19 protein-coding genes are annotated in these 25,029 nt (G+C 71.3%); 8 read left to right on the top strand and 11 right to left on the bottom strand.

The genetic code is table 11. The annotated features are described in order from the left end of the window. Positions 1-30: 30 nt before the first annotated feature. The 6 genes from MXD95_RS04950 to MXD95_RS04975 form a co-directional block, all read right to left on the bottom strand. Entirely contained in the window at positions 31-1,467 is a 1,437-nt protein-coding gene (locus MXD95_RS04950; protein WP_250639333.1) for a TIGR02679 family protein, read from the bottom strand. Next, the gene (locus MXD95_RS04955) at positions 1,464-5,960 is read right to left on the bottom strand and encodes a TIGR02680 family protein (RefSeq protein ID WP_250639334.1); all 4,497 of its coding nucleotides are present in this window, start codon (positions 5,958-5,960) and stop codon (positions 1,464-1,466) included. Before MXD95_RS04955 ends, MXD95_RS04950 begins: the two co-directional genes overlap by 4 nt. Further along, on the bottom strand, positions 5,957-7,282 hold the full coding sequence (locus tag MXD95_RS04960) for a TIGR02678 family protein (protein WP_250639335.1): 1,326 nt from the start codon (positions 7,280-7,282) through the stop codon (positions 5,957-5,959). The genes MXD95_RS04955 and MXD95_RS04960 overlap by 4 nt, the downstream gene beginning before the upstream one ends. Beyond that, entirely contained in the window at positions 7,279-9,066 is a 1,788-nt protein-coding gene (locus tag MXD95_RS04965; RefSeq protein WP_250639336.1) for a TIGR02677 family protein, read from the bottom strand. Before MXD95_RS04965 ends, MXD95_RS04960 begins: the two co-directional genes overlap by 4 nt. A 152-nt stretch (positions 9,067-9,218) precedes the next feature. Continuing rightward, positions 9,219-10,070: an NAD-dependent epimerase/dehydratase family protein gene (locus MXD95_RS04970; protein WP_250639337.1), complete on the bottom strand. Its 852-nt coding sequence runs from the start codon at positions 10,068-10,070 to the stop codon at positions 9,219-9,221. A gap of 50 nt (positions 10,071-10,120) precedes the next feature. Continuing rightward, positions 10,121-11,551, bottom strand: a complete 1,431-nt coding sequence (locus MXD95_RS04975; protein WP_250639338.1) for an ATP-binding protein — start codon at positions 11,549-11,551, stop codon at positions 10,121-10,123. A gap of 442 nt (positions 11,552-11,993) precedes the next feature. Here MXD95_RS04975 and MXD95_RS04980 point away from each other — a divergent pair, with 442 nt between their 5' ends. The 3 genes from MXD95_RS04980 to MXD95_RS04985 all read left to right on the top strand — a co-directional run bounded on the left by MXD95_RS04980 (position 11,994) and on the right by MXD95_RS04985 (position 14,588). Continuing rightward, positions 11,994-12,809: a dienelactone hydrolase family protein gene (locus tag MXD95_RS04980; RefSeq protein WP_250639339.1), complete on the top strand. Its 816-nt coding sequence runs from the start codon at positions 11,994-11,996 to the stop codon at positions 12,807-12,809. Positions 12,810-12,875: 66 nt separating this feature from the next. Further along, a complete protein-coding gene (locus tag MXD95_RS28415) occupies positions 12,876-13,001 on the top strand; it encodes a hypothetical protein (protein WP_285223520.1) in 126 nt (41 codons plus the stop codon). Between the two features lie 588 nt (positions 13,002-13,589). Beyond that, positions 13,590-14,588, top strand: a complete 999-nt coding sequence (locus tag MXD95_RS04985; protein WP_250639340.1) for an NAD-dependent epimerase/dehydratase family protein — start codon at positions 13,590-13,592, stop codon at positions 14,586-14,588. A 120-nt stretch (positions 14,589-14,708) separates the two neighbouring features. Here MXD95_RS04985 and MXD95_RS04990 read toward each other — a convergent pair whose 3' ends face one another. Continuing rightward, positions 14,709-15,524 (bottom strand): pirin family protein, encoded by an 816-nt coding sequence (locus MXD95_RS04990; RefSeq protein ID WP_250639341.1) that lies wholly within the window; start codon positions 15,522-15,524, stop codon positions 14,709-14,711. A 304-nt stretch (positions 15,525-15,828) separates the two neighbouring features. Continuing rightward, complete coding sequence (locus MXD95_RS04995; RefSeq protein WP_250639342.1) at positions 15,829-16,884, bottom strand: zinc-binding dehydrogenase; 1,056 nt, start codon at positions 16,882-16,884, stop codon at positions 15,829-15,831. Between the two features lie 144 nt (positions 16,885-17,028). On the opposite strand from MXD95_RS04995, the gene MXD95_RS05000 reads away from it, so the two are divergent. Both MXD95_RS05000 and MXD95_RS05005 read left to right on the top strand, forming a co-directional pair. After that, positions 17,029-17,634, top strand: a complete 606-nt coding sequence (locus MXD95_RS05000) for a MarR family winged helix-turn-helix transcriptional regulator (RefSeq protein WP_250639343.1) — start codon at positions 17,029-17,031, stop codon at positions 17,632-17,634. 118 nt (positions 17,635-17,752) lie between these two features. Further along, positions 17,753-18,403 carry a hypothetical protein gene (locus tag MXD95_RS05005; protein ID WP_250639344.1) on the top strand — a complete coding sequence of 217 codons (651 nt, stop codon included), beginning with the start codon at positions 17,753-17,755 and terminating at the stop codon, positions 18,401-18,403. On the opposite strand, the gene MXD95_RS05010 is transcribed toward MXD95_RS05005, so the two are convergent. Together MXD95_RS05010 and MXD95_RS05015 are read right to left on the bottom strand one after the other, a co-directional pair. Further along, entirely contained in the window at positions 18,396-18,596 is a 201-nt protein-coding gene (locus MXD95_RS05010; RefSeq protein ID WP_250639345.1) for a hypothetical protein, read from the bottom strand. The genes MXD95_RS05005 and MXD95_RS05010 overlap by 8 nt on opposite strands. A 160-nt stretch (positions 18,597-18,756) precedes the next feature. Next, positions 18,757-19,614 (bottom strand): NAD(P)-dependent oxidoreductase, encoded by an 858-nt coding sequence (locus tag MXD95_RS05015; protein WP_308301446.1) that lies wholly within the window; start codon positions 19,612-19,614, stop codon positions 18,757-18,759. Positions 19,615-19,964: 350 nt separating this feature from the next. Here MXD95_RS05015 and MXD95_RS05020 point away from each other — a divergent pair, with 350 nt between their 5' ends. The 3 genes from MXD95_RS05020 (at position 19,965) to MXD95_RS05030 (ending at position 22,536) form a co-directional block, all read left to right on the top strand. Then, positions 19,965-20,339, top strand: a complete 375-nt coding sequence (locus MXD95_RS05020; protein ID WP_250639347.1) for a winged helix-turn-helix transcriptional regulator — start codon at positions 19,965-19,967, stop codon at positions 20,337-20,339. Between the two features lie 49 nt (positions 20,340-20,388). Next, positions 20,389-21,393, top strand: a complete 1,005-nt coding sequence (locus MXD95_RS05025) for a GNAT family N-acetyltransferase (protein WP_250639348.1) — start codon at positions 20,389-20,391, stop codon at positions 21,391-21,393. Positions 21,394-21,690: 297 nt separating this feature from the next. Continuing rightward, entirely contained in the window at positions 21,691-22,536 is an 846-nt protein-coding gene (locus MXD95_RS05030; protein WP_250639349.1) for a TIGR03619 family F420-dependent LLM class oxidoreductase, read from the top strand. A gap of 473 nt (positions 22,537-23,009) precedes the next feature. Here MXD95_RS05030 and MXD95_RS05035 read toward each other — a convergent pair whose 3' ends face one another. After that, positions 23,010-25,001: an MFS transporter gene (locus MXD95_RS05035; protein WP_250639350.1), complete on the bottom strand. Its 1,992-nt coding sequence runs from the start codon at positions 24,999-25,001 to the stop codon at positions 23,010-23,012. Positions 25,002-25,029 lie beyond the last annotated feature (28 nt).

The following is a 25,029-nucleotide window of genomic DNA, read 5'->3' on the forward strand; positions in this document are numbered from 1 at the left end:
GCCCGCACCAGGCCGGAGTCCATGTGACTGTCAGGCGGCGTGCAGATCGGCGATCAGGTCGTCGAGGACGGCCTCTTCCTCCACCCGGCGTCGGTGCAGGTTCAACGCGTCGGCCAGATCGGGGTCGAACCGGGCGCGGACCGTGCGGCCGGTGAGTTCCGCGAGCCCGGGGCGCAACGCCGCCTCGTAGTGGGCACGGTCATACCGCCAGGGGACGGCGCCGAAGCGGTCGATGACGGTGCCCGCGATCGCGAGGCCGCCCCAGTCGAAGTCCCCGTGGTAGCGCAGCCGCGCGCCCGCCTCGCGCAGCAGCCGCAGCAGCGAGCTGACCGGCGCGGCCGGCATTCCGGCGACGCAGACCAGCGGCCGGCACCGCGTGCCGAGACGGTCGGCCGCGGCACTGACGACCGTCGGGTTCTCGCAGACGGACACGGTCCGCCCGGCCAGCGCGTCGAACGTGGGCGGGTCCCGTACCAGCTGGCGCAGCGAGAGGTGCGCCGGCTGGCCGGCCTCCCGCCACAGCGAGAGCGCCCGACCGGTGACACTGCGCGTGTCACCGGGAAGTCCGAGGACCAGGGCGGGAAGTGCGAGCTCGCTGACCAGCACGCCGACGGCGGCCCACGCTTCGCGCCGCCATTCGGCCGAGCGGGCCGCGCGAGCGGCGGGCTCCGGTTGCTCGCCTGTGGTCTCGCCGGCTCTGCCGGCTCCGGTCGCTGCGGCGGCCTCGCTGGTCTGCTCGGTCTCGCCAGTCTGGCCAGACTCGGCCGCCTGGTCAGACTCGGTGATGTGGCCGAACTCGGCGGTGGTGCGGGGACCGGGCACCTGATCTCCCCGGCCATCTCCCTGGCCCAGCAGGGCCACGGCACCGAGTATCAGGGTGGACAGCGGGCGGTCCGCGTCGAGGCCATGGCCATCGCCCAGCACCCGGGCGGCCAGCACCGAGATCGGAACACCGTCGACCGGCAGCGCGCTCACCACGGCCACGGCCGCCGTCATGAGCAGGCGTGCCTGCTCCGGCCCGGCACAAAGCCGGCGCAGTAGGCCGGTTGTGACGAGACGGTCGGTCCAGGGGGCGAGGACGGGCCGCGCCGCCACCAACGGATCCGCGACGGCAAGGGCCGCCTCCCAGCCGCGGGTCATCTCGACGGCCTGCGCGGCGAGATCGGTGACCGGTCCGGTGAGCGCGACGACCGCCGCGGCCAGGCTCGGGGCACATCCGCTGCGCCGCACCACGGCGTCGACGTCACCGAGGTCGACCCGTAACGAACGGCCGGACCGCGGCCTGGTGCCCAGCAGGCCCGCGACCGCCGCGCGCTGTTCGTCGGTCGCCGCGGGCAGGCTCACGTGGCCGACGAGCGGCGCCCCTCGTTCGAGTCGCGCCCGCGCCCGCTCGACGATCCATTGCGACTGTGGCCCGAACAGCCGGGCCAGCCGGGCGCCGTCGACGTCCTCGTCCCCGGCCGTCACGGGGAACTCCAGAGCTCATCCATGCTGAGCGCGACCGCGGGGTTCCGCTCACCAGCGGACGGCGGTCGGCCGTCGCGCTCGCCGGCCGCTTCCCCTGGCCGCTCTGCCACCCCTGCTTGCTCTGCCACCTCTGCTGCCTGCGCGGTCGGTGCCGGTGCCGGTGTCGTCGCTGTCATCGGCGTGCCTGCCGGCGTGGTGGCCCGGCTGTCGGCGGTGGAGGCGGGCCGGCGTTGACGTCCGTCCCACTGCCAGCGGGTGACAAGGACGGCGTCGATGCCGTCGCGCCGCGACAACTGGCTGATCGCCAGGCCCGGCACCGTCGGGTAGCAGCCCCACTCCCGCTCGCTGGTCATCAGGACATCCATGTCGAAGACCGCGAGCAGACCCAGGCAGGAGGCGCGGGCGTCGTCGTCGACCCCGGCGAACGCCTCGTCGAGCATGACCAGCCGCGGCGCGTGCGGATTACCGGCCGACCGGTAGTGCCCGGACGCGGCCGCGAACAGCGGGATCGTCACCGCGAGGGCCCGCTCGCCGCCCGAGGCCGGGCCGGACGCGGAACGCCACTGGCCGCCCGCGTAGCGCTGGACCGAGAACACGTGCCAGCGGCGGTAGTCCAGCGCCCGGCCGAGGTGCTCCAGCCAGGTGCCACCGGCGTCGCGTTCGCGTTCGCGTTCGATCTGCGCCTGCAGGAACTCGCCCACGGCCTCCCGGTCGTCGGGCGACCAGGCGTCCGCGACCTGGCGCAGCAGCCGTTCGCGGGCCGGGCCGAGGCCTGTCGGCGCGTCGGGGCCGGGCTTCCATTGGAAGCGGAGCTTCATGCCCGTACTGTTCGGCCGCTCGTCAAGCTCGGCGTTCATCCGAGAGACCTGCCGCTCGGCGTCGCTGATCAGATCCTGGAGATGGCTCGCGACCTCGCTGACCAGGTGATTCTCCAGGATCGTTCGTTCCCTTTCGGTCAGGAGCCGCTTGCGGTCCGCGACCTCTGCCGCGAGCGCGTCCGCGAGCTCCGCCGGGCTCATCGAACGGGAACGGAAGGTCGCCTCGACGACCCAGCCGTCGTCGGTGAGCGTGGCGGCGGCATGGTGCCCGTGGCGGCTCATCACCTCCCGCAGCGTGCTGTGCTCGGCGGTGATCAGCTTCTGTACCCGGTCCCAGGCCGGGTCCGAGTCGTCGACGTCTCCCACCGCCGCCTCGATCTGCCGGGCGAGCCGGACCGCCGGATCAGGCGCCCAGTCCCGGGCCGGGTCGGGGAACTCGAGTTCGGGAACGGCCACGGCGAGCAGGCCACCGGCGGCGAAACGCCGCAGCCTCCCAGCGGCCTCCCGGCGGCGCTCGCCGGACTCGGCGACCTTGTCGGCCAGCTCCAGTTCCCGGCCGCGAGCCCGGCCGACCGCCTCGGCCACCTCGATCCGGCGGTCGCCGAGCGCGCGCTGGGAACGAGCCGCCTGGTCCAGCTCGCGTTCCGCGGCGGCAAGCTGACGTTGCACCTCGGCGACGGCCGCGCCGACGGTCCGCGCAAGGGTCTCGAACGCCGTCTGGGCGGCGAGGTGACCGCCGCGCACCCGGTCGCGTTCCTCCTCGCGCTCTGCGACCGCGTCCTGCGCCTCGTGGAGATCCTGCTCGGTCTGCTGGAACTGGGCGTGGGCCTCCACCCGTTCCCGCACGGCTGGCCACAGCCCGGACAGCGCCACCCGATAGGTGACCACCGCGGTCCTGACCTCGTCGAGGTCGGTCGCGGTGACGGGCAGGGCGAGTTGTGCCGCGGTCTCGTCCCGTTCGGCGCTCGCCCGGTGTGCGGCGGCCTGCGCGGTCCGCGCGGCGGTCGTCGCGCCCAGATGCACGGTGGCGGCCCGCTGCTGGTCCCGCTCCGCCTGCCGGGCAGCGGCGAACGCCTGCCGGGTGGCCGTGTCCGGCGGCAGCCCGGTCACCTCCTCGTTGAGGATCGACCGGCTCCGACGCAGTTCCTCGCGCCCGGCCTCACCGGCGGCGATGCCGCGATCGAGGCCGGCGAGTTCCTCGTCGATCTCCGCGAGTCGGGTCCGTCGGTGCTGCTCCCGGGCCGCGTGTCCAAGGTAGTGCGCTGCGGTCTTGGACCAGGCGCCGGCCAGCCGCCCGACCCGGAAGCGGCCGTCCACGGCAACCCAGGTGTCCTGGCTGGGTTCGTCCTGCGGGGCTGCGATGTCCCGGGAGCGATCGGCGGCGGGCAGCAGACCGATACTCGCCAGCACCCAGGCGACGGTGGCGTCGGAGACGGCGGCCGCGGCCGGGTCGGAGCGGTCGACGGCCGGCCGTAGCACCATCCCGAGATGCGCGGTGTCCCGCGGCGACGGGCGGGAGTCCTGACCGGTGATGCCGGTGATGCCGGCGCCGCCGAGGATGACGGTGTCGTGGGTGTCGGAGGACAGCAGCCGACCGTCGGGGCACAGCCAGGCGTCCAGCAGCCCGGCCGCCTCCAGCGCCGCCTCGACTCCGGCGATCTCGGTGCTGTCCAGCGCCGGCCTGGCCAGGTTGCGATGATCCCCGGACTGGCCGTTGGCCGAGCTGGGCTGATCGCCAGGCTCGCGCGGCTCGATGAGCTGCCACAGGGGGGCGCCCGGCCGACTGTCACGACTCGCGGCGCGGGTGTACGGGACCGGGGGCGACAGCCGCGCGCCCTCGGCCAGACCACGGCGCTCGCTGGTCAGGGCGGCCGCGCGGTCCCGCGCATGGCTGATCTCGGTTCGCAGCCGCTGGTCGGCCGCCCCGTACTCGTTCTCCCGGCCACGGGCGCAGGCGGTGACGGCGGCAAGCAGCGGGCTGGGCCCGTCGAAGTCGTCGAGCCAGTCCTCGAGCCGCGCCAGGACGCCCTCGGGCTCAGGCAGGCGTAGCTGCTCGGCCGCGTCGAGATGCTGCCGCACCGCGGTGACCCAGGCGGTGGATGTGGCCTGGTAGGCGGCGCCCGCCTTCACCGTGGCCTCGGCGGCCTCGTCGAGGGCGAACAGGGCACTGTCCTGCTCCCGCTGCCGGTCGGCGGCCTTCTCCTGAGCCTGGAGGGCGCCCGTGATCAGGCGGGCGACGAGCCGCACAGCCTCCTCCCGCTGGCCGGCGACCTCCTCGGCGGCCCGCCTCGCCCCACGGCTCGCCGCCTGCACCTCGCCGGCGGGCGGTCCCTCCGGCAGGAGGAGCGGCTCCACGGCCCGCTGATGCTCGCCCAGGGCACCCGCGGCGCGCGCAGCGGCCTCGGCGTCGTCCCGCGCTCGCTCCAGCGCCGAGGCTGTGCCGTTCGCCCGGGTGCGGTCGCTGGCGGCCCGGCGCGCGAAGCCGTCGCGTCTCGTCGTGGCGGCGGCCAGTTCGGCGCCGGCCCGGTTGACCGCGGCGGCCAGATCCGTGGCTCGCTCGCCGAGCAGCGCCAGTTCCCGGGCCTGGTCCATTTCCGGCCGGGTGGCGAGCGTGTTCCGTTCGGCCGTGAGCGCTGTGATCCGGTGGCCGAGCTCCGCCTCCTGCGCGCTGACCTTCGCGGCCTCGGTCTCGACCCGTTCGCGTTCCGCCTTCACCTCGGCGAGCTGGCGAGACGCCGACTCGTACGCCGACTGGGCGACGCGGGGCTCGCGGGCCCGCCGCCGAGCGCTCAGCCGCGCATACCGGCGGTAGTGGGTCAGGAATGCGGTCGCGGCCTCGTGCGCCTCCTCGAACCCGGCGAGGTCCGCTCGTTCCTGCTCCAGGCCGCGGAACGCCTCGGCCGCATCCGCGATAACCGCCTGGTCGAGCGGGGCGAGCGCCTCGGTCAGCGCGTCGGACAGCGCCCGCTCGTTCGGCTTCTTCGACAGCTGCGGCTGGCGCAGCTGGATGAGCAGGTTCACCAGCGCGTCGTAGCGTTCCTCACCGAGGCCGAACAGCGCCTCGTCCACGGCACGCCGGTAGCGCGACGCCTGCTCGAAGACCCGCCCGCGCGTCCCGAGCACATCGGCCAACCGGTCCCTGGTCAACGCGGCGCCGGTCGGGCCGACGAGGCCGAAATCGATGCCGACCCGGCCGTCGGCGACGAAGAACCAGGTGGTGACGCCGCCCCGGCCGGCGACCGCCTTCAGCCCGGCGCCGATCGAGCGGTAGCTCGCGGTGCCGGCGGCGTCGACCCGCCCGAACTCCAGCCAGCTGTAGCCGAGGCGTTCCGGATGCGGGTGGCGCCCGCCCATGAGCAGGTTCCACTCCATCCGCTTGTTCGGATCCCCGTCGGGCTCCACCCGGTGCGCCGAGACCTCACCGTCGAGCAGGAAAGGCAGCAGCATTGCCAGCACCTTCGACTTGCCGGTGCCGTTGTTGCCGCGCAGGAGCAGGTTCCCGTCGCGGAAGTGGAACTCCTCCTGGTCGTAGAGGAAGACGTCCACCAGCCCCGCACGCAGCGGCTGCCAGCGCGTCGAGGTCGGCTCTGGCCGGCTGACGGGGGGCGGCGCTGCTCCGGCCGATGGCGCTGCTGCGGCCGATGGCGCTGGCGCGGCCGGCGGCGCGACGCTCATAGCAGCGCCTCCTGGGCGCCCGCGGTGGTGTCCCGCAGCTCGCCGAGGGCGAACCGGGCCAGGGCGGGCAACGCGACGACGGCGTCCCCGTCGCGGCGCAGCAGGCCGAGGGCGGCCATCCGGGCGAGGGCCCGGTCCACCAGGAGGATCTCCGCCTCCGGGTCCGCCACCCCCTTGCGCCAGTGCCGGCGATGCTGGGTGATGAGCTCGCGCATGTGGGCGTGCAGCGCCGGGACGAGCACCGGCTCGCCGGGACCGAGCCGGGCCCCGGCACGCGCGAGATGCTCGGCGAGCAGCAGCGTGGCGTGGCCGTCGGTGCCGTCCTCCGGCATGCGGGTGTCGGTGAGGTCGCCGTCGGGGTCGACCATCGCGATGCCCTCCGCCCGGACCTCGGCGACCAGGCCGGTCGCCTCGGTGATCCGCCGGATGAGCGCGGCCCGCTGGCTGGTCAGATACGCCAGCTGATCGGCGTCGAGGTCGGCGTAGTAGACGACGGGATCGTCCAGGAGCCGTCGGGTCAGCGCCTGGCGGCGCGCCAGGTTACGCGCGTCGTCGGTGTCCACGATCAGCTCCGCCACGGCGGCGGCCAGCCGTTCGTCGACGCTGGAGCCGGCGACTGTGGACGGGCCGCGCCGGGTGACCAGCATGCCGGCGAGCGCGCTGCGGTCGAGGTCGTACAGGGCGTCGCCGGTCCCGGAGGTGAAGGTGGTCTCGTCCCCGGCGACCCGCCGCAGGACCCCGAGATCGAGCAGGATGCGCACCGCGGCGACGAGATCCGCGCGCTCCTCGCGGCTGTCCAGGCTGAAGGCGATGCCGGACTCGGCGAGGTCCGGGGCCGCGCAGCCCAGCATCACGTCCTCGGCGAGCCGGCCCAGCGTGATCTGGTTCTCCGCCCGCTCCAGCCCGGCCAGTGCCAGGCAGAGCAGCACGTAGCGGCGGCGGGTGAACGGCGCCAGCGCCGCCCCGGCCGTGGCGGGACGCGTGCCGTCGGTGAGATCGGCCGGGAGCTTCGCGAGCCGGGCCAGCTCCGGATCGACTCGCAGCGACCAGCCGGCCTCCCGGGCGAACCAGTCCCGCAGCCACAGCTGGTGTCTGCGCACGAGCCGGAAGGCCGCCGCGTCCGCGCCGTGGGCGGTCAGCAGCGGACGCCGCAGGACCGCGCGCACCGCCCGGCGACGCTCGTCCAGGCGGTGGGCGTCCAGAGCGTCGACGATGGTCCCGGAGGTCCCGGAGGTCCCGGAGGTCCCGGACGCCCCGGGCGCGGCCCGTCGCCTGGTCGGCTGGATCGGCTGGATCGGCGGGATCGGACGAGGGCCGCTCACGCCGTCTCCGCGAGCAGATCGTGGATCTCCAGGACGTGGTCGGGCCCGGTGAACCTCCCCGCGCTGGTGGGGATGGTCGCCAGGGCGCCGTCGGCGGTCGCGGTCAGGATGATCGAGAGCGTCCCGTCGGCGTTCGTCGTCTCGACGGTCGGCTCCCCGGGGCGGCTGCGGGCGAGCGCGTCGCCGAGAAGACTGAGAAAGAGCCGGAAGGACGGGTTGTCAAGCTCGGCGATCTCCGACAGGCGCACCGGTACGCCGGTGGCGAGCCGACGCCGGGCGGCGCGGACTATCTCCTCCTCGGCCGCCAGCCTCTCCGCGAGCAGCCGGCGTTCGGCACTGCGGTCCCGAATCCGGTTGGGCGCGCCCCGACGTTCGTAGCGCCCGGTCTTGCGCAGCCGGATGTCGACCAGGACCGGAGGTGCCTCGCTCCACGGCGTCGACGGCGCGACCGGGTTCTCGGCGCGGGCCGCGAGCGTGGCCGCGTCGACGGTGAGATGACGGGCCGGCGCGAGCCCGAAGCAGGCCCGCCACAGGCGATGGGCGTCGTCGTCACTCGGCGCCTGCGCGAACCAGAGCGCAAGCGCGCGGAAGTCGGCGGACCGGTCGCTGCGCCCGGACCGGCGCTCGTTGAGCACCCGCACCACCGAGAGCAGAGCCGGGACGGCGGCGCGCGCCCGCTCCCGCAGCAGCCGGGCCTGCGGGGGATGGAGCCGATCGCCCACGAACCAGTGTCGCAGCCCCTCCCAGCGTTCCGTCCACAGCGCGAGCCGTTCGCCGACCGGCCCGACGCCGCCTTGCGCGGCGCCGTCGCTGGTCACGGCGGCGCCGGCGGGCGTGGCATCGGTGGTGGTGGCATCGGTGGTGGTGATGGCGCCGGTGGCGCTGCCCTCCGCGGTGGCGCCGCCTTCGGTGGTGGCATCGGAAGCGGGTGCCGCGTCACGGGCCTCGCGTTCGGCCACCGCGCGCAGGACCACGGCCATGTCATGACTCTCGATCGCATGCAGCGCCTCCACGATGCGCGCCGAGGTCACGATCAGATCCTGGATGAACCGTTGGAGATACTCGACGAGCTGTTCCTTGTACGCGAAGAAGACGTCGAGATCCGCGTCGTGCAGATCGATGGTGCGCTGCAGCGATCCCATGAACGCCTGCGCGTTGTCGGCCAGCCCGCGAAAGACGCCCGCCAGATCCCGCAGCAGCTGATGCGCCTTCGCCGCGTCGAGCTCGGGTTCGCCGAGCAGCGCGAGCAGCGCGAGGAGCTGGCTGTGAATGTCGGACAGGGCGACGGCCTGCAGCTCGCCGCGCCGGCCGAGCGCCTCGTCGAACGTCGCCAGGGCCGCCTCGGCCGCCTCGCCGGCCGGAGTCAGCTGGTACAGGAAACGCGGGCGGTTGAAATCCTCGACCGTGGTGACCCGGCTGGTGTCCGGATCACCACGCAGGTTCCCCCAGCCCACCAGGCTGCGCAGCTCCGCGTCGACATCCCGGACGGGCAGCCCGCCGGCATGAGCCAACCCGCCGGTACCCGCCACCCCGCTGGCGCCAGCCTGCGCCTCGGCGCCAGCCAACCCGCCGTGGGCGGCCGGATCGCCGGGAACGGCCGTGCCCGCGAGCATCTCGACGACATCCTCCGGGCGCAGATGGACGTTGAACCGCTGCTTCGCCCGCACGAACGTCCGCATGATCGCCCGATACAGCTCTGCCTTCTCCGTCGTGACATGCGTGAACGGCCCGAACCGCGAGGTGGCCGTCCGAAGATCCCGTTCTGACGCCGTCCCACCGGCCACGCGTCACCAGCCCCTTCCGGATATCACTGCCGCCACCATATGTACACGGCGCGACCGACATGGGCGCAGCGGATCCGACATGCCGGGTCACGGCGTGATGTGCGCGCAGGGGCAGTGCCGGCCACCGGGCTGTTGGCGGGGGCAAGTGCGCCCTACCGGGCCAACTGTTGCAGGAATGTCTTTTCGGCGTCGTAGTCGAAGAGGTGTTCCCGGGCCGCCAGCTGAGGCAGGTGGCGGCGCCAGTCGGAGCCCGCGACCTGATCGCGCAGCCAGGCGACGGTCCCAGCCGCGGCGTCGGCGTAGCTGGTGGCCGGCCGGTAGCCGAGCTCCTGTTTCGCGGCGGTGAGGTCGGCCACCAGCGACCCGGCCAGCAGCCACGGGTGGTCACCGACACCACGTACCGGCGGCTCGCCGGGGAGTAGCAGCACGGGCAGGCTGTGACCCATCAGGCGAAGTAGAATCTGCGTGATCTCCAGTGCGGTGGGCGGTTGCGGATCACCGGAGTTGAGAATGCGGGTGCCGGGGCGCTCGGCCGCCGCCGCGATCAGGTCGGCGAGATTCGTCGTCGCTACCGAGTGGAAAACGTTCTGACCGTGGGAGAGCACGATTGCCGGCCGGCCGTCCAGAACGCGCTTCACCAGCCACCACTCGCGGGCGAAGGTCGAACCCGGTCCATGGATGGCGCCCGCACGGATCACGGTCACCGGCACCGGGCTCTCCTCGAGCAGTGTCCGCTCCAGCGCCACCTTGCCCGCGGCATAGGGATAGCTCGCGTCGTCCGCGGACACCGTTGGCTGGTCCTCGCGAAGGGGGACGGGGAAATCCGGGAAGGCCGTGAGACCGTCAGCGGCGGTCCTGAGATTGCGTCTGGCCGCGTCCGTGTAGACGCCGAAAGAAGACAGAACGATCAGGGAGCCGACCCGGTCGGTGACCCGCAGCAGCTGGCCCGCGTCGTCGGCACTGTAGGCGATCAGATCGATCAGGACGTCCACGTCGGAGGGCATAGATTGAGCCTGCGACGCCGGCCGAGTCCCGAGCCTACTGTCCAGGATATCTATCCGTCGATCAGGATCCAGACAGCTCTGGGGTCGCGGCTTGACTTTCCGGACCACCGGATCAGGCCTTCGGATTCCAGCGCCTTGAGACGAGTCGCCACGACAGGTCTGCTCATACCGAGGGCCGCGGCGAGATCGCCGGTTCCCAACGGGCCACCCGAGGCCCGCAGTGCATCCAGTACTTCCTGGCTGCCTCGGGGGAGCCGCGCCGCAGTCCTGGGATCCAGCCGAGGAACGGCCGCGAGCACCAGTCGCACGCTTCCAGCGCGCTGCTCGTACATCGGGTCGCTGAGGCCGACCCGACGCATCTCCTCGAACATGCGCTTGATTCCCTCACCGATCTCCTGTGCGACCCGAAGGTCTGCACAGACTCTGGAGATCCGCGGGTTTCGCGCGAAACGGCTGATATCCAGGGGCCTCGACGGGTCGGCGAGCCCCGGGAACCGACCCGGGCTCTCGATCTCGATCCGATTCGGGTAGATCTCGACTCTGATGTGGTCGCCACCGAGGCTGTACGACCGATGGATCACGGCGTTCACCAGCCCCTCGAGCCAGGCGTCCCGCGGGACAATCGGTCGACCCACGAAGGTGCCGTCTGCGCCAAGAACCCGCCGTTTTGGAATCAGGTTCTCGATGACGCTGCTTGCCTGGTGGACGGCCTGCGGGATCGAACCCTCGACGCGAATGTCCGAGTCATCGTCGAGCCCCAGTCGCGATCCGGTACCGCGCTCGGTCGTCAGGAACTTCAAGACCCGCACATACGCCTGCGGAAAGAGGTCCTGAGGATGTTCGCCAAAGAGAAGATACCCCGCATTCGTGACCCGCTTGTCGCGAGTAATAAGGGTTCGCGCTTCCAGTAGCCGTGCGAACGTACTCGTTGATCCGGTCCTCTGGCCATAGACGGCGAGCTGGCCGTGATCAAGGTCGTCAATCGTGATTCCCGGCGCCGGCATCCCGTCAAAATGGGTCTGGCCCTTGTCGTACTCGAGTTCCTGCCGTTCGGCGAAGCCAAGCCTCCGTGACTCGTCTCCGATCCGGAGGTAGCAGTCGCCGTTCCTCAGCTCGTGCACGCGCTCGCTTGGATCCACGCGCACGACAAGCAGAGTGTCGATCTCTCCGTTAAGGTTGCGGCAGGTCACCTGGTCAAACTGTGCCCGCACCGGAGGTACGGTGAAATCGATCGGCACCTGCCGGAAATCGTTGGTCTTCTTCGGGTGGGTCAGGAGCCCTTGAACTTTCCCCGAATGCAGCCCGACGATCAATGTGCCACCCTCGGCATTGGCAAAGGCGACAAGCGGCACAGCGAGGTCTTTCGGTGCGATCTGCGACGACTTCCGTTCGAACCACTGATCTTCGGGGAGCGCCAGCAGCGCCAGCCCCACCTCGTCGCTCGGCGCCGCCAGGGCGGTGTCGACCTCGTTTGCGGTCACACCCGTACCCTACGATCTTGCACCCGCGAAGCTCTGCCATCCGGACGATCCGCGTCGCCTTCAAGTAGGCCTTCAAGTAGACGCCAGCATCGCGCATCTGTGCAGCTCAGGTGGCTTGATCTAATTTTCAAGTAGGCCTTCAAGTAGCTGTCGGTAGCCAGAGTGTCGCGTGTGTACGTGGATGGGGCACACACCTACCTACACAACGTCCCTACACAACGTCCTGACTTAGGACGCGTGCCGGGAGGCGCCCCGGCCTTGCGAACGGGACACCATCGGCGGCGGTCCGACCAGAACGGCGGCCCGGTAGGCGTCGGCGGGTGTCCATGGCTGCGGCAGGCTCGAGCGCCGACGCGACCACGTCCGCGATGGCTGTCGACATGGCACCACTATCCGGTTGCGGTGCTCGCTGCCGCTGTGGCGGTCTGGTTGACTGCGCGCTGTGTCCGACGACAGTCTTGCTGACTTCGACGCCGCGGAGTTCACTCACGGCGGCCGGACGCGGACGGTGTTCCGGATCGGCACCGGCCCGGCCGTGATCGTCATCGCCGAGATGCCGGGCATCACCCCGAAGGTGGCCGACTTCGCCCGCCGGGTAGCCGGCATCGGCTGCACGGCGGTGCTGCCCCACCTGTTCGGCGTCCCCGGCAAGGATCCGTACGCCGCAGGGCGCCTCGCCATGGTCCGCTACACCATGGCGTCGGTGGCCTCGGTCTGCGTCAGCCGGGAGTTCACCGTGTGGGCGACGGAGCGCACCTCACCGGTCGTCGAGTGGCTGCGCGCTCTGGCCGCGGGCGAGCACGGACGCCTCGGTGGCCCCGGCGTCGGCGCGGTCGGGATGTGCTTCACCGGCGGGTTCGCGCTGGCCATGGCCACGCATCCGAGCCTGGTCGCGCCGGTGCTGTCCCAGCCGTCGCTGCCGTTCCCGTTGCGCCCGGCCAGGCGGCGGGCCATCGACTGCTCGGCGGCCGACCTCGACACGGTCCGGCGGCGGTGCGCCGACGAGGGCCTTGAGGTACTCGGCCTGCGTTTTCGCGGTGACCGGATCGTCCCGGCGGAACGCTTCGGGCTGCTGCGCGAGCGGCTCGGCGACGCCTTCGTCGCCGTCGAGCTTGAGGACGACGCGGCCAATCCGGACAGCATGAACCCGCCGCACTCGGTCCTCACCGAGGACCTCATCGACGAGCCGGGCCAGCCCACCCGGGCCGCGCTCGACCAGGTGCTCGACCTGTTCCGCGCGCGTCTCCTGCCGACGTGACGGAACTGGCCCCGACCACGGGAGCAGGACGATCTTCCCGCGGGTGCGGCCGCTCTCGAGCAGCTCGTGGACGCCATCGGTGAATGGTCGGTGATCCACGCCTCGGAGATCATCGCCGCCCGCGAGCGCTTCGACGAGCGGGCCGTGCAACCCCCGGCACCACTCCCCGTATCCGTGCCGGCAGCCCGCTGATCGTCAGTCGAGTGGCTGTCCGCGCCGGTGGTCGTTCTGGTGGGGCAAAACGGGCACAAAACCGGTAACTCGGGCCACGGTGGCTCCTCTGAATCGCGCAGCCGCCCGGTCGCCATCACGGATGGCGATTGCGCCCGCCCCGACTGACCGGCCCGCCGCGCACCATCCCCACGCACCTCCCGCTGGCCGGTGGCCGCTGGCCGCTGGCCGGTGGTGGGAGTAGTGGCCTCAGCCGCGGGTGTACCCGCAGAACCTCCGAGCCCCGCCCGGCCGCGGATCGTTCTAGGCTGCGGACGGCGACCGGGTGTCGGAGGGCGAACCCCAGCGGGAAGATTCTCAAGAAGGACCTCAGGGTCACCTTCGCGGATCTCGGGCACGCGGAGTCGTAGCGCGCGGGCGCACCGGCCCGGGGGATCGCCTGCGCGGACCCGTGGACGGGCACCCTGCGGTGACCTCGGGTGGGGGCGGACGCGGCACGAGGCGCGGTGGAGGCCGGCGACCGGCGGCTGTGCCACGCTCAGGCTGCCGGCAGGTCAGGCGCGCCGGCGAGCGAACATCCGACCTGCGTCCGGAAGGGACGGTCAGCGCGTGAGCGGGTTACAGCTGGTGATGGGGGCGAGTGGTTTCGTCGGCTCTCACGTGACGCGGCAGTTGGCTGAGCGTGGCGACGAGGTTCGCGTCTGGATCCGGCGGACCAGCTCGACGAAGGCGTTCGACGAGCTGCCCGTGCGGCGTCACTACGGCGATCTCACCGATGACGACGCGTTGCGCGAGGCGATGCGGGGCGTCGACACCGTGCACTACTGCGTCGTCGACGCGCGGGCCTGGCTGCGGGACCCGGCTCCGCTGTTCGCGACGAACGTCGAGGGCCTGCGGCACGCACTGGACGCCGCCGTCGAGGAGAAGGTGCGCCGTTTCGTCTTCTGCAGCACGGTCGGCACAATCGGCCGCGATCCCGCCGGCGGCCCGGCCAACGAGGATCATCCCAACACCTGGGCACACCTGGGCGGCCCCTACATCAGGGCACGGGTCGAGGCCGAGCAGCTCGTCCTGCGCTACTGCCGCGAGCGCGGGCTGCCGGGCGTCATCATGAACGTGGGCACCACCTACGGTCCGGACGATCACGGCACGCCGCACGGCCGGATGGTCGCCGAGGCGGCCCGCGGGCGGATGCCGTTCTACTTCGGCTCGTCGACGTCGATCGAGGTGGTCGACATCCGGGATGCCGCCCGGGCGTTCCTGTTGGCCGCGGACTCCGGGCGGGTCGGCGAGCGCTACATCATCAGCGAGCGCTACATGACCTGGAAGGATCTGGCCTTCACCGCGGCCGAGGCCGGCGGGGCGAAGCCGCCGCGGGTCGGCGTGCCGCTCCCCGTGATGAAGGCCTTCGGCCGGTTCAGTGACGTCGCCGGTCGGGTCCTGCGCCGGGACCTCCCGATGAACACCGTCAGTGTGCGTCTCGCCTACTACATGCCGCCGCTGGACCATGGCAAGGCCACCCGCGAGCTCGGCTGGCATCCGTCCCCGACCCCGGACGCCGTCCGCGACGCCGCCAAGTACTACCTCGCGCAGGGCCAGGCCGGCTGACCCGCGCCGCCACCCCGGCTGACCGGCCGGGCCGGTTGATCCGCACCTGGGTCAGGCGGGCTGGCCCCGCGCGGCTCGGGCACCTGGGCCCCGGGTGCCCGAGCCGCGCGGGCCGACGGCTCACGCGGCGAGGCCGGCCAGGTCGGTGTGCATCTCCCAGACCAGGATTTCGGCCGGACCGGTCGCGGTGGCGGTGACCCGCTGGCCGCCGGTGGCGGTGAACCGGACGGCGTCACCGGTATGCAGCACGCCTGCGCCCTCCAGCGTCACCTCGCCCTGCGCGACGAACAGGTGCAGGTAGGGGGCGTCGGGCAGCTGCACCTCGCCGCCGGGAGCGAGCCGCGCGGCGTGCAGGGCCGCGTGCTGGTTACGGATGCGGATCGCGCTGTGCCCGTCGTCGCGAGCCATCCCCGAGGCGACCGGGACCAGGCCGCCGCGCAGCAGCTCGTCGTCGATCTCCAGCTGCTCGTAGCCCGGGTCGACGTTCCTCGTGTCGGGCGCGACCCACATCTGGACGAAGTGCACCGGCTCGTCATGCGGCTCGCCGCCGAGCCGCCAGGCGTCGTTCTTCTCCGAGTGCAGGATGCCGCGCCCGGCACTCATCCGCTGCGCGAGCCCAGGGTAGAGAACCCCGGCGTTGCCGACGGAGTCCTCGTGCACCAGCGAGCCACGCAGCACCCAGGTGACGATCTCCATGTCCCGGTGCGGATGAGTCTCGAACCCGGTGCCGGCGCGGACCGTGTCGTCGTTGCTGACCAGCAGCACGCCGTGGTGGGTGTTCGTCGGATCGTAGTGCGACCCGAACGAGAAGGAGTGGTGGGAGTCGAGCCACCCCGTGCGGGTCGCGGCCCGGGTCCAGGCGCGCCGGATGTCCACCGGCGTGCGCCCGGCCCGCGGCGACGGCACGGGACGACCGGACGATGCGGTGCTCGTCATGACGAACCCTCCAGCCGTGCGGTCGGCTCTGCCTGAGCGGCAGATGATTGCACGTGCAACTACCTCCCCGCCTCGGTCATTCCCGAGTGTCCCGGCGACCCCGCCCCGTCCCGTCCCGTCGGCCGTTACGAGGACTGACGCGGACGCGTCCCTGGCGCCGTCGACCCGCAGGCCGAGGGCGGACTCGGCCACCAACCCGAGCACCACCGTTTCCCCACGCTGATCGGTCCCGGACAGTTTTTCGGGCCCGCCTCCGTTCCCGTACCGTCCCGTCCCGGCCCGCCGGGGCGCGGGTCTCGGCGGCTCAGGCCGTGGTCAGGAGCGTCTTGCCGATCGTGGCCCGCGCCTCGATGGCGGCGTGCGCCGCCGCCGCGTCGGCCAGTGGGAAGGTCTGTCCGATGGTGGGCCGCAGGGCGCCGAGCGCGGTGAGCCGCAGTGCCTCCTCGACGAGGGCGAACAGTTCCTCGCCCGTGGCACCGATCGCGCCCAGCGTGATGATCGTGACCTGCCGGGCCGCGGCGGCGGCCGGGTCGATCGTGCCCAGTCGCCCGCCGGCGGCGCCGTGCGGGAGGTAGCGGCCGCCCGAGCGCACCAGTGGGAACAGGGCGTCGGTCATCGGGGCGCCGATGCCGTCGAAGACGACATCCACGCCGGGTGCCACATCGGCGAGGGTGCGTTCCCAGGCATCGTCGCGGTAGTTCACGCCATGGTGGGCGCCGAGCGCGCGGGCGTGGGCGAGTTTGCGTTCGCTGCCGGCGAGCGCGACGACCTGGGCGCCGCCGGCCGCGGCAAGCTGGACGAGCAGGCCGCCGACGCCGCCGGCCGCCGCGGTGACCACGACCACCTCGCCGGGGCCGGGCTGGGCGACCCGGTGCAGCCCGACGGCGGTGCGGCCGTCGGCCAGCATGGCGGCCGCCTCGGCGGAGGTCAGCCGATTGCCCGGTTCGGCCGAGGCCGGCGAAGCGCCCGTCTCGGTAGCCTCGGCGGAGGCAGGCAGGCCCGCCGATCGGCCGGCCGGCGACAAGGCGGGCAGGCGGTGCAGGTTGTCCGTGCGGGCCAGGGCGGCGGACGCGTAGCCGCCGCTGCCCCCGGTGGCGGTGACGACCCGTTCGCCGAGCCAGACCGGGTCGACGTCCTCGGCGACGGCGTCGATGAGGCCGCTCACCCCGTTGCCGAGGACGAGGGGAAAGGTGACCCCAGGCCCGGGGGACGTCCCGGCGCGCAGTTGGGTGTCGATGAAGGAGATGGCCGCGTGGTCCACCGCGACCCGGACCTGCCCGGGGCCCGGCCTCGGGTCGGGCAGCTCGACGGAGCGCAGCACCTCGGGGCCACCGGCCCGGTCAGCGATCACTGCACGCATGGCGACGTCCTTCCGACAGCCACAATCCATCCTGGAGCCGCGGTGGAAACCGGCCACCGCGGCAGGAGCTCCCATACCGTTGGCATGCCAACAAGCTATCGGAACTCCGCTGGCATGCCAACGGTATGGCTAAGCTCGGCGGCCATGGACGCAGCCAGGAACGCGACGAACCCCGCTGCCGCCGCGCGCACCGCGCGCACCGCGCTCGGCGGCGGCGGACGCCCGCACGTCGGCACGTCCATCGACGGCGCACCGCTGGGCTCGCTGCTGCTGCAGGTGCTGCGGATCCACGCCCGCCTCGGCGACGAGTTGCTGCGGCAGGTCGGGGTGACCGTCCCCCACGAGATCGTGCTGCTCTACCTTGAGGAGCACGGACCGGTCCCGCAGACCGAGCTGGTGCACTATCTGGGCCGGGATCGCTCGACGGTCACCGCCACACTGCAGGCCATGGAGCGGGCCGGCCTCGTCCAACGCGGCTCGTCACCCGACGACGGTCGAATCATGATCGTCAGCCTGGCCCGGCGTGGTGCCCAGGTGGCGCCCGCCGCCCGCGCCGCGTGGCACGAGCTCGAACGCCACACCACTCGCCGGCTCACCGCCGCCCAGCGCGAGGAACTCGCCGCCCTGCTCACCGTAGTCCGCGACACCCTGGCCGATGTTGACCCACGCGGCACTCGAGCCGAGGGCGCCATCGATCTGACCGATTCCAACGATGTCACCCGCGGTGGCACGGATCCCGAGGTGTCCTGACATCCCCGACGCGCTGGCTCATACCTGACAGTGCTGCTGCCCACCAGAACGGTCGATTCGTGGTGGCTCTACATTGGCGTCGCTCCGTTCTGGATAGCCTGGGAGGAAAGGCGGGCGTATGACAGGAGAGGCGTCCTCCGCCTCGCCGGTGGCAGAGCCGATGATTACCGTCGGGCTGCATACCTATGTGATCACAACTGCCGGTGGGTTCACGTTCGGCCGCGACCCGGCCAGCACGCACTGCCTTGATCGGGACGACCTTGGCGTCTCCCGTTCCGCCGGGGCCGTCGTCTTTCATGGCCAGCACTGGTGGATCATCAACAGTAGCAAAACAAATTCACTCACCATCGAGGAGTTCGGTCTTCGGGAGACGCTGATGGCTGGCCGCTCGCGACTGCTTGCCGAGTCGACCACAATCTGGGTGGCCGGCCGTTTCCGCAGCTATGCGCTGCATGTCGAGTTGCCGGAGAACGGCTCTGACGGCCCCCCAGTCCGCCTGGACGCCGGGACTGCGGGGGATGCGGCGGCGGGCCTGGCCACCTGGTCCGCGCCGGAACTGACCGCCCGCGAGCGAGCTGCCCGAGAGCCGTTGTTCGAGCCTCTGTTCCGCACGGATGGACACTCCGATCCGATCCCGGCGACCTACTCGGCCGTCGCCCCTCGGCTTGGGCTGCCCGAGGCGTCAGCCCGTCGTCGGGTGGAGACCTTGCGAGCCCGCCTCACCCATATGGGGTTGGTCAACGTGTCACGGCGCGGACGGCTCAGGTGACCACCGAGTTCCCCAGGTTCCGGCTCGCGCCACCGCCTGTCCGGCCATCGCCCGACCAGCGCAGCCGCATGCCCTCCCCGAGGTCCGGCATCATGCCGATGTGGTCGAGGTTTTTACCGACGAACGCGAACTTCGGGGTGAACCTGGAGTGAAGAAGGCGGCTGATGCGCCGCGGCAGACCTCGAGTAGTCACGAGGAATTCGCCGATCCGAGGTCGCAGACGTCGGACGGGCGGCCGAAGACTGACGATCCGGCGGAAGGCGGGACCTCGGGCTAGCGGACCACAATCATCGGTTGGGTAGCCCACACCAGCACCAGCGGTCGCGCCGCGACCGTCAACCCGCGCGTGAGAATCAGGTCGAGGCTTTGAGGAACTCGTAGAGGACGGTCCAGTTGGCGTTGCCGTGGCCGGCGGCGATCGCCTGGTCGTACTGGGCCCTGACGGCCCTCGGGAGCCCGGCATCGACGCCGGACCGCTCGCTCGTCGCCACGATGTGGTGCGCGGTCGCGCCCATCATCCGGGTCGTACTGAGATTGCCGGGATGCTCGCCGGCCGTCAGGCTCCGGGCGAGATCCTGACCGTCTCCGATCATTGCCGGAATGGCCGTCAGCGTGTCCATCGCACCGGGCATGAATTCGGCGGCCGGAACACCGGCGGCCGTGACGAGCGCGGTGGCGTGCAGCAGGCTCGACAGTGCGGTGAGGAACACGTCGAGATGCGCCTGGTAGAACAACTGCGCCAGGCCCGGGTCGGATCCGAGGAATCTGGGTTCACCGAGCCGGCGCAGCGTCGGTTCGTGCGCGTCGAACACCTGCCGGGGGCCGCTGTAGAAGACGTATGCTCCCGGGCGGCCCACCGCGGGCGCGGGAACCATCACGCCCCCGGTCAGGAAGCTCGCGCCCCGTCCGGCTGCCCATCGGGCGGCCTCCCGCGAGGCATCGGGTGTGTCCGAGCTGAGATTGACCAGCACCTTGCCGGCCAGCACACTTCCGGCGTCCGTGCCGAGAATGTCGTACATCGCCTGGTAGTCGGTGAGGCTGAGGATCGCCAGCTCGCTCGCGGCGAACGCGGCGGCCGGCGACGTGGCGAGCATCGCGCCGACGGCCACCAGTTCGCTCGCGCGCTGGGCGGTGCGGTTCCACACCGTGACTGGATGACCGGCTCGCAGCAGCGACGCGGCCATCGCCCGTCCCATCGGACCAAGACCGATGACGGCGACAGGCCGCGGTTCTCGGTCCGCGCCCCCGCGCGTGCCCGTGTCCGTGTCGCTCGGCGTTGACGGCAGAGCGCTGCCCATCTCACCGAGACCGAGAAAGGCTGTGCGGTTCGATGCGGGGAGTCGGTCCACGGTCGGTGGTGGTTGCGGGGAGGGTGGCTGGTTCGCGGCCGGTGGCTGGTTCGTGGTCGGTGGTCGGGTCGTCATCGCGGCGTTCCTGCCTGACTTGATGGTCGGTCGAGGTGCTGTTCTGACCTTCTACTGACGCACTCGGGACGGCAAGTACTCACTATTTTGTTCTATACTCACCTAAAAGTAAGTGCCTTGCCGGTGGAAGGATCATGATGGCGACGAGTGTGCGGCGCGGTCCTTATGCCTGTGGTATTGATGCCGGTATAGATGTGGTGGCGGGGAAATGGAAGGTGCTGATTCTCTGGGAGCTGCAGCAGCACGGGATCCGCCGGTTCGGTGAGCTTCGGCGTGGCCTTCCTGGCGTCAGCGAGAAGATGCTCATCCAGCATCTGCGGGAGATGGAGGAGGATGATCTGATCCACCGTGAGGTGTTCCGCGAGGTTCCGCCACGGGTCGAGTACTCGTTGACCGAGCACGGCAGTTCGCTCAACGAGGCGCTGCGCCCCTTGGGCGCATGGGGCGGGCAGCGGAGGAAGCGCCTCGACGCGCAGGGCGCTGGGGGCGCTGGGGGCGTCGGGCCGCGGTGACGGCCGAAAACCAGATGCGGACGTCCGGCGGCACACGTCATGATGATGTATGGCCTGGCATCTGACGGAGAACCTGGAAGAGTACCTCGCGGCTGCGGGCCCGTTCCTCCGCGCCCGGCCGGTGGAGAACACGGTCCTGCTGACCGTTGCAGAATCGCTGCGCACGTCCAGTCTCCTGCTTTTCGGGGCAGCGGCTCCGCTGTTCGGCTGGTGGGTGGCCGAAGGCCGAGGGGAGTTCTCGTCGGACTCGTGGCCGGCTGGCCAGAAGAACGGGAAGGCCCACACGCCGCAGGACTGGAGACCGGACTCCGGTGCCGTCCAGGGCGCGTTTCTGCAGACCCCGCCGCATGGCCTGCTTCTGACGGCACTCGCGGAGTCCGCGGTGGAACCCCTCGCCGCGTCGTGGCCGCGGGGACGTCCGTTGCCGAGCGTGCATACGGACGAGCGGACGGCCTGTTCCTTCGCTGCGGCCTGGGGTCGACGCCGATCGGACTCGACGACGCTGTCGCCGGCCGCCTCGTCAGCATCATCATCCTCGTCGGCCTCATCGCCGGTGCCGCCGCTTCGGCAGCGGCTGTACCGGCTGGGAGAACTCGTGTCGCCAGCACCGGCCCCCGCCGGGCGCTCTCGGGTGGCGCGGGAGGCGGACCGCGACCTGCTGATCGCCTGGGCCGCAGCCTTCGAGGCCGAGGCTGAGTCCGGTTTGCATTCTGATCACGAGGCTATGGCGCGCAGGGTCGACGACCGGCTCGGCCATGCCGGCTACACGTTCTGGGAGGTGGACGGCGTACCTGTGTCGCTGGCGGGAAACACGCGGTCCGTGGCCGGGACCGTCCGGATCGGTCCGGTCTACACCCCGCCCGCATTCCGGCGCTGTGGATATGCCGGGGCTGTGACGGCAGCGGTGGGCCTGGCCGCGCGCCAGGCGGGCGCGTCCGAGATCGTGCTGTTCACGGACCTGTCCAATCCGACCAGTAACGGGGTGTACCAGCGGCTCGGATTCGTACCCGTCGCGGACCGGATTGTGCTGCGACTCGAACCCGACCCGGGTTGAGCCGGCCTGCCGGCTGAGGCGGTGGCGCCGCCAGGATGCTGTGCGGTCAGTGGGAACAGGCGCAGCAGACGTCGGCGAAGATGTCGATGAAGGGCCGATCCATAACCACTGGTTATGGCAATGGGTCTTGGACTGGTGCGTGGTCCGGTGGACAGGGTGGTGGTGGCATCCGGCCGTCACCACCAGCCGGTCTGGCGAAGGAGTCATCCATGGAGGCACTCGTCTACGCTCCGGACCAGCCCGCTGGCCTGCGGCTTCTTCCGGCCTGTCTGTTCGTCGACGTGTAGGAGCATCAACGTGGAACTTGGCGTGCACGGTCTGAACGTGAAGGCGACCGTCGGGCCGCAGGCGACGGTCCGCCTGGCCCGTCTGGCCGAGGAACTCGGCTACAGCTCGTGGTTTGTTGGGGAGCATGTTGTCCTGCCCAGCCCCAGGGTGCCGGCGTCCCCGATGGCCCCGCACGACGCGATCGTCGATCCACTGGTGCACCTGACCTACGTCGCCGCGGTCACCAGGCGGCTCGAGCTCGGCACCGGGATCATCATCCTTCCCCAACGCAACCCGCTGGTGCTCGCCAAACAGGTCGCCTCCCTGGATGTGCTGAGCGACGGACGGGTGCTGCTCGGGGTGGGCGCCGGCTACCTGGAGCCGGAGATGACCGCGATCGGTGTGCCGATGGCCGACCGTGGCCGCCGCACGGACGAGTACCTCGACGCGATGACCTCACTCTGGCTGGACCCCAAGCCGTCCTATGACGGGCGGTACGTCCAGTTCGCGAACGTCGAGGCGTATCCGCGGCCGGTGCGTCCGGGAGGCCCGCGGATCGTGGTCGGTGGGCACAGCCCGGCGGCCTTCCGTCGCGCGGTCGCCCGTGGGCACGCCTGGTTCGGCCACGGCGGGCTCGCGGACCTTCCCATCCATCTGGCCGGCCTCGCGGCGGCGGCGGCCGAGACCGCCCGTCCGCAGCGGCTCGGCCGCCTGGAAATCGTCTATATGCAGATCAACCCGATCGAGGTCACGGCCGACGACGCACAGCAGTACGCCGAGCTCGGGGTCGACCGTCTGCTCGTCTATCCCCTCCCGGTCGAGTCGGAACGCGACGTCGCCGCCTTCCTCGAACGCCACGCATCCCTTCCTCACTGATCCGCCCGTAAGGAGGTCAAGGCGCCGGACGTCGGCCGATGGAACTGGGCCGGGCAGGGGGGCAGGCTGCCGGCCAAGGCGTTCACGGTCAACCAGCATGACCTGACGCTCGCGGCCGGGCTCACCCAGTGAATCTCACCGTCCGTGATGGTTTTCGGGGGTGGTGGCGCTGCTGGTGCGTGGGGTGTCGCTTCTACCGGGTAATGTGCCCGATTTATCCTTTCGTAACCCTGTAGAAGCGACACGGAGGTTTTCCGGGGCCAATCCGTCGTCACGCGCAGCGACGAGGAGGGCGGTGGCGGGCGCCTCCGGCCACGGCGGCGGGCTAAGTTCCACGGGCAGAACATCCTCGGCGCTGCTCTGGATCCGACTGAGGAGGCCGCGGGTCGCCGCGTCGACGATCCTTGGACCGCCGTGCCGTTCCGCGAGTGGTTGACCGGCGAGAAGGCGTCCAGGTTCGAGTATGTCGGTCGTTAGTCGGCCGCGTCGGCACGCAGGGCGGCGAGCTCCCGAGCCGCCGCCTGTTCGTGCTGGCGTTCGTCCTCGCGGGCCCGGCGGGGGCTCCAACGGCCGGTCAGAACGAAGATGAACGGCAGGAAGAACACCTGGCCGCCGATGCAGACCCACCACCAGCGCTGCCACTCGCGCGGATTCTGCCGCTCGGCGTCCGCCACGCGGGCGCCGTGGGCGCTGAGGTAGGCGAGGTCATCCGCGGGGATGGTCTTCTGCGCGGCGGTCAGAATGTTGCCGTAGCGCTGGACAAGGCCCAGGTCGCTGCGGACAGCGGGACTGTGCAGGCTGGTCAGCAGCTTGACCGCGGTGGCCTGGTCGACGTGGAGCTTCGCGACGATCTCGCCTATCGCCTGGCCGGCCGCCGTCAGGTCGGACGAGTCGCGCTCCAGAACACTCAGCGTGGCCGGATCGATCGCTCGGGCAGCGGTGAGCTGCTGGGCGCGGGCCCGCGCGGCGGTCGAGACCGCGGCGGCCTGTGCCGGGCTCGCCCCCTGTTGGGCGGCGACCTCGCGCAGCGCGGTCGACAGGGCGCCGATGTCATCCGGGTTGCGGCTCAGGGCCGCCGACGACGCCGGGTCGAGCGCCGAGAGGACCGCGACCTCGTTCGGGTGGGCCGCGGCGATCGCCCGCACCCGCTGCCCGTGGTCGACCAGCGTGGAGGTCGCCGGCAGGATCAGGATGATGGAGACGAGCCCGCCCGCCACGACCAACCGCAGGATCCAGCCCCAGATGGCCAGGCCCGGGGCGGTCGCGGCGGGGCTGATTTTCTCCACCGTCTCGGTGAAGGCCGCCATCCAGGCGACATAGGCCATGCCACCGCCGACCGACATGAGCACGAAATAGCCCGCGAGCGTGTAGTAGCCGGTGCCCGCGTGCGTCGCGGCGAGGGAGAACAGCAGGCTGCCACCGGCGTTCATCGCCATGCCGAGCACCATGAACGGCTTGCGGACCCGCAGTCCGTCCGACAACAGGCCGGACACCACCAGCGCGGTCGCATTGGCTATCCAGAACCAGTTCGCCAGCGCATTGGCCCGCGACTCCGAATACCCGTAGACCGTCGAGAAATAGACGACGACGAAACCAACCAGAGTGTAGTAGAGCAGCAGGAAAACGCCGATTGCCACCGACGGGGCGACCACCCGAAAGCGGATCACCCGCCCCCACATGCCCGCGTCGGCGCCGGCTTCGGTCGGCTGGGTTCCGGCGGCCCGGGCCTCGATGAGCGCCCGGTCGCGCAGGCTCACCATGAGCTGGTCGCGCAGGCTGGGGGTGAGCTCCCGCAGCCCGATCGCGGCCAGCACGGAGACGGTCAGGCCGACGATCCCGCAGACATGGAACTGGAAACGCCAGTCCGGGTGGGCGTCGAGGGTGTTGCTGGACACCATGGTGGACGTCAGGCTGCCCAGGACCGGCCCCAGCGCCCAGAACCCCATCGCGAATCCGCGGCCGATCTGTGGGGAGAAGTCACGCACCAGTGCCGGCGTGGCCACCAGCACGATGCCCTCGACGAATGCCAGCAGAGTGATCAGCGAGGAGAACCACAGCCGGCTCGGGGCGTTCGGCAATCCCAGCAGCGCGATGAGGGTGACGACGAGCAGGCCGCCGGCGACGAGGTTCGCCCGGCCCCAGCGGTCGACCAGCCCGGCGAACAGGGACGCGAACGCGCCGGCGACATTCGCCGCGATGATCATCACGACGAAGCTGGTGAAGGAGTAGTGGTAGTGCCTGATGATCTGGGTGGCTACGGCGCCCTGCGTGTAGAGCGCGTAGTACAGGTAGATCGTGCTGATCACGACAATTGCCAGGTAGAGCTGGCGCTGCCGCAGTGGTGGATAGTAATCGATCTGTCGTGACCAGAGCCGCCGTACACCATAAGCCGTTATCGCCGTCGCCGTCGCCGTCGCCGACTCCGCCGGCGGGCGGGCCGGCGGAGTCGGCGCTGTCAGCCCCATCGCCTTACCTTCGCCGCCGCGGGTCGCA

The sequence above is a fragment of the Frankia sp. AiPa1 genome, from assembly GCF_023243075.1.
Lineage (GTDB): Bacteria > Actinomycetota > Actinomycetes > Frankiales > Frankiaceae > Frankia.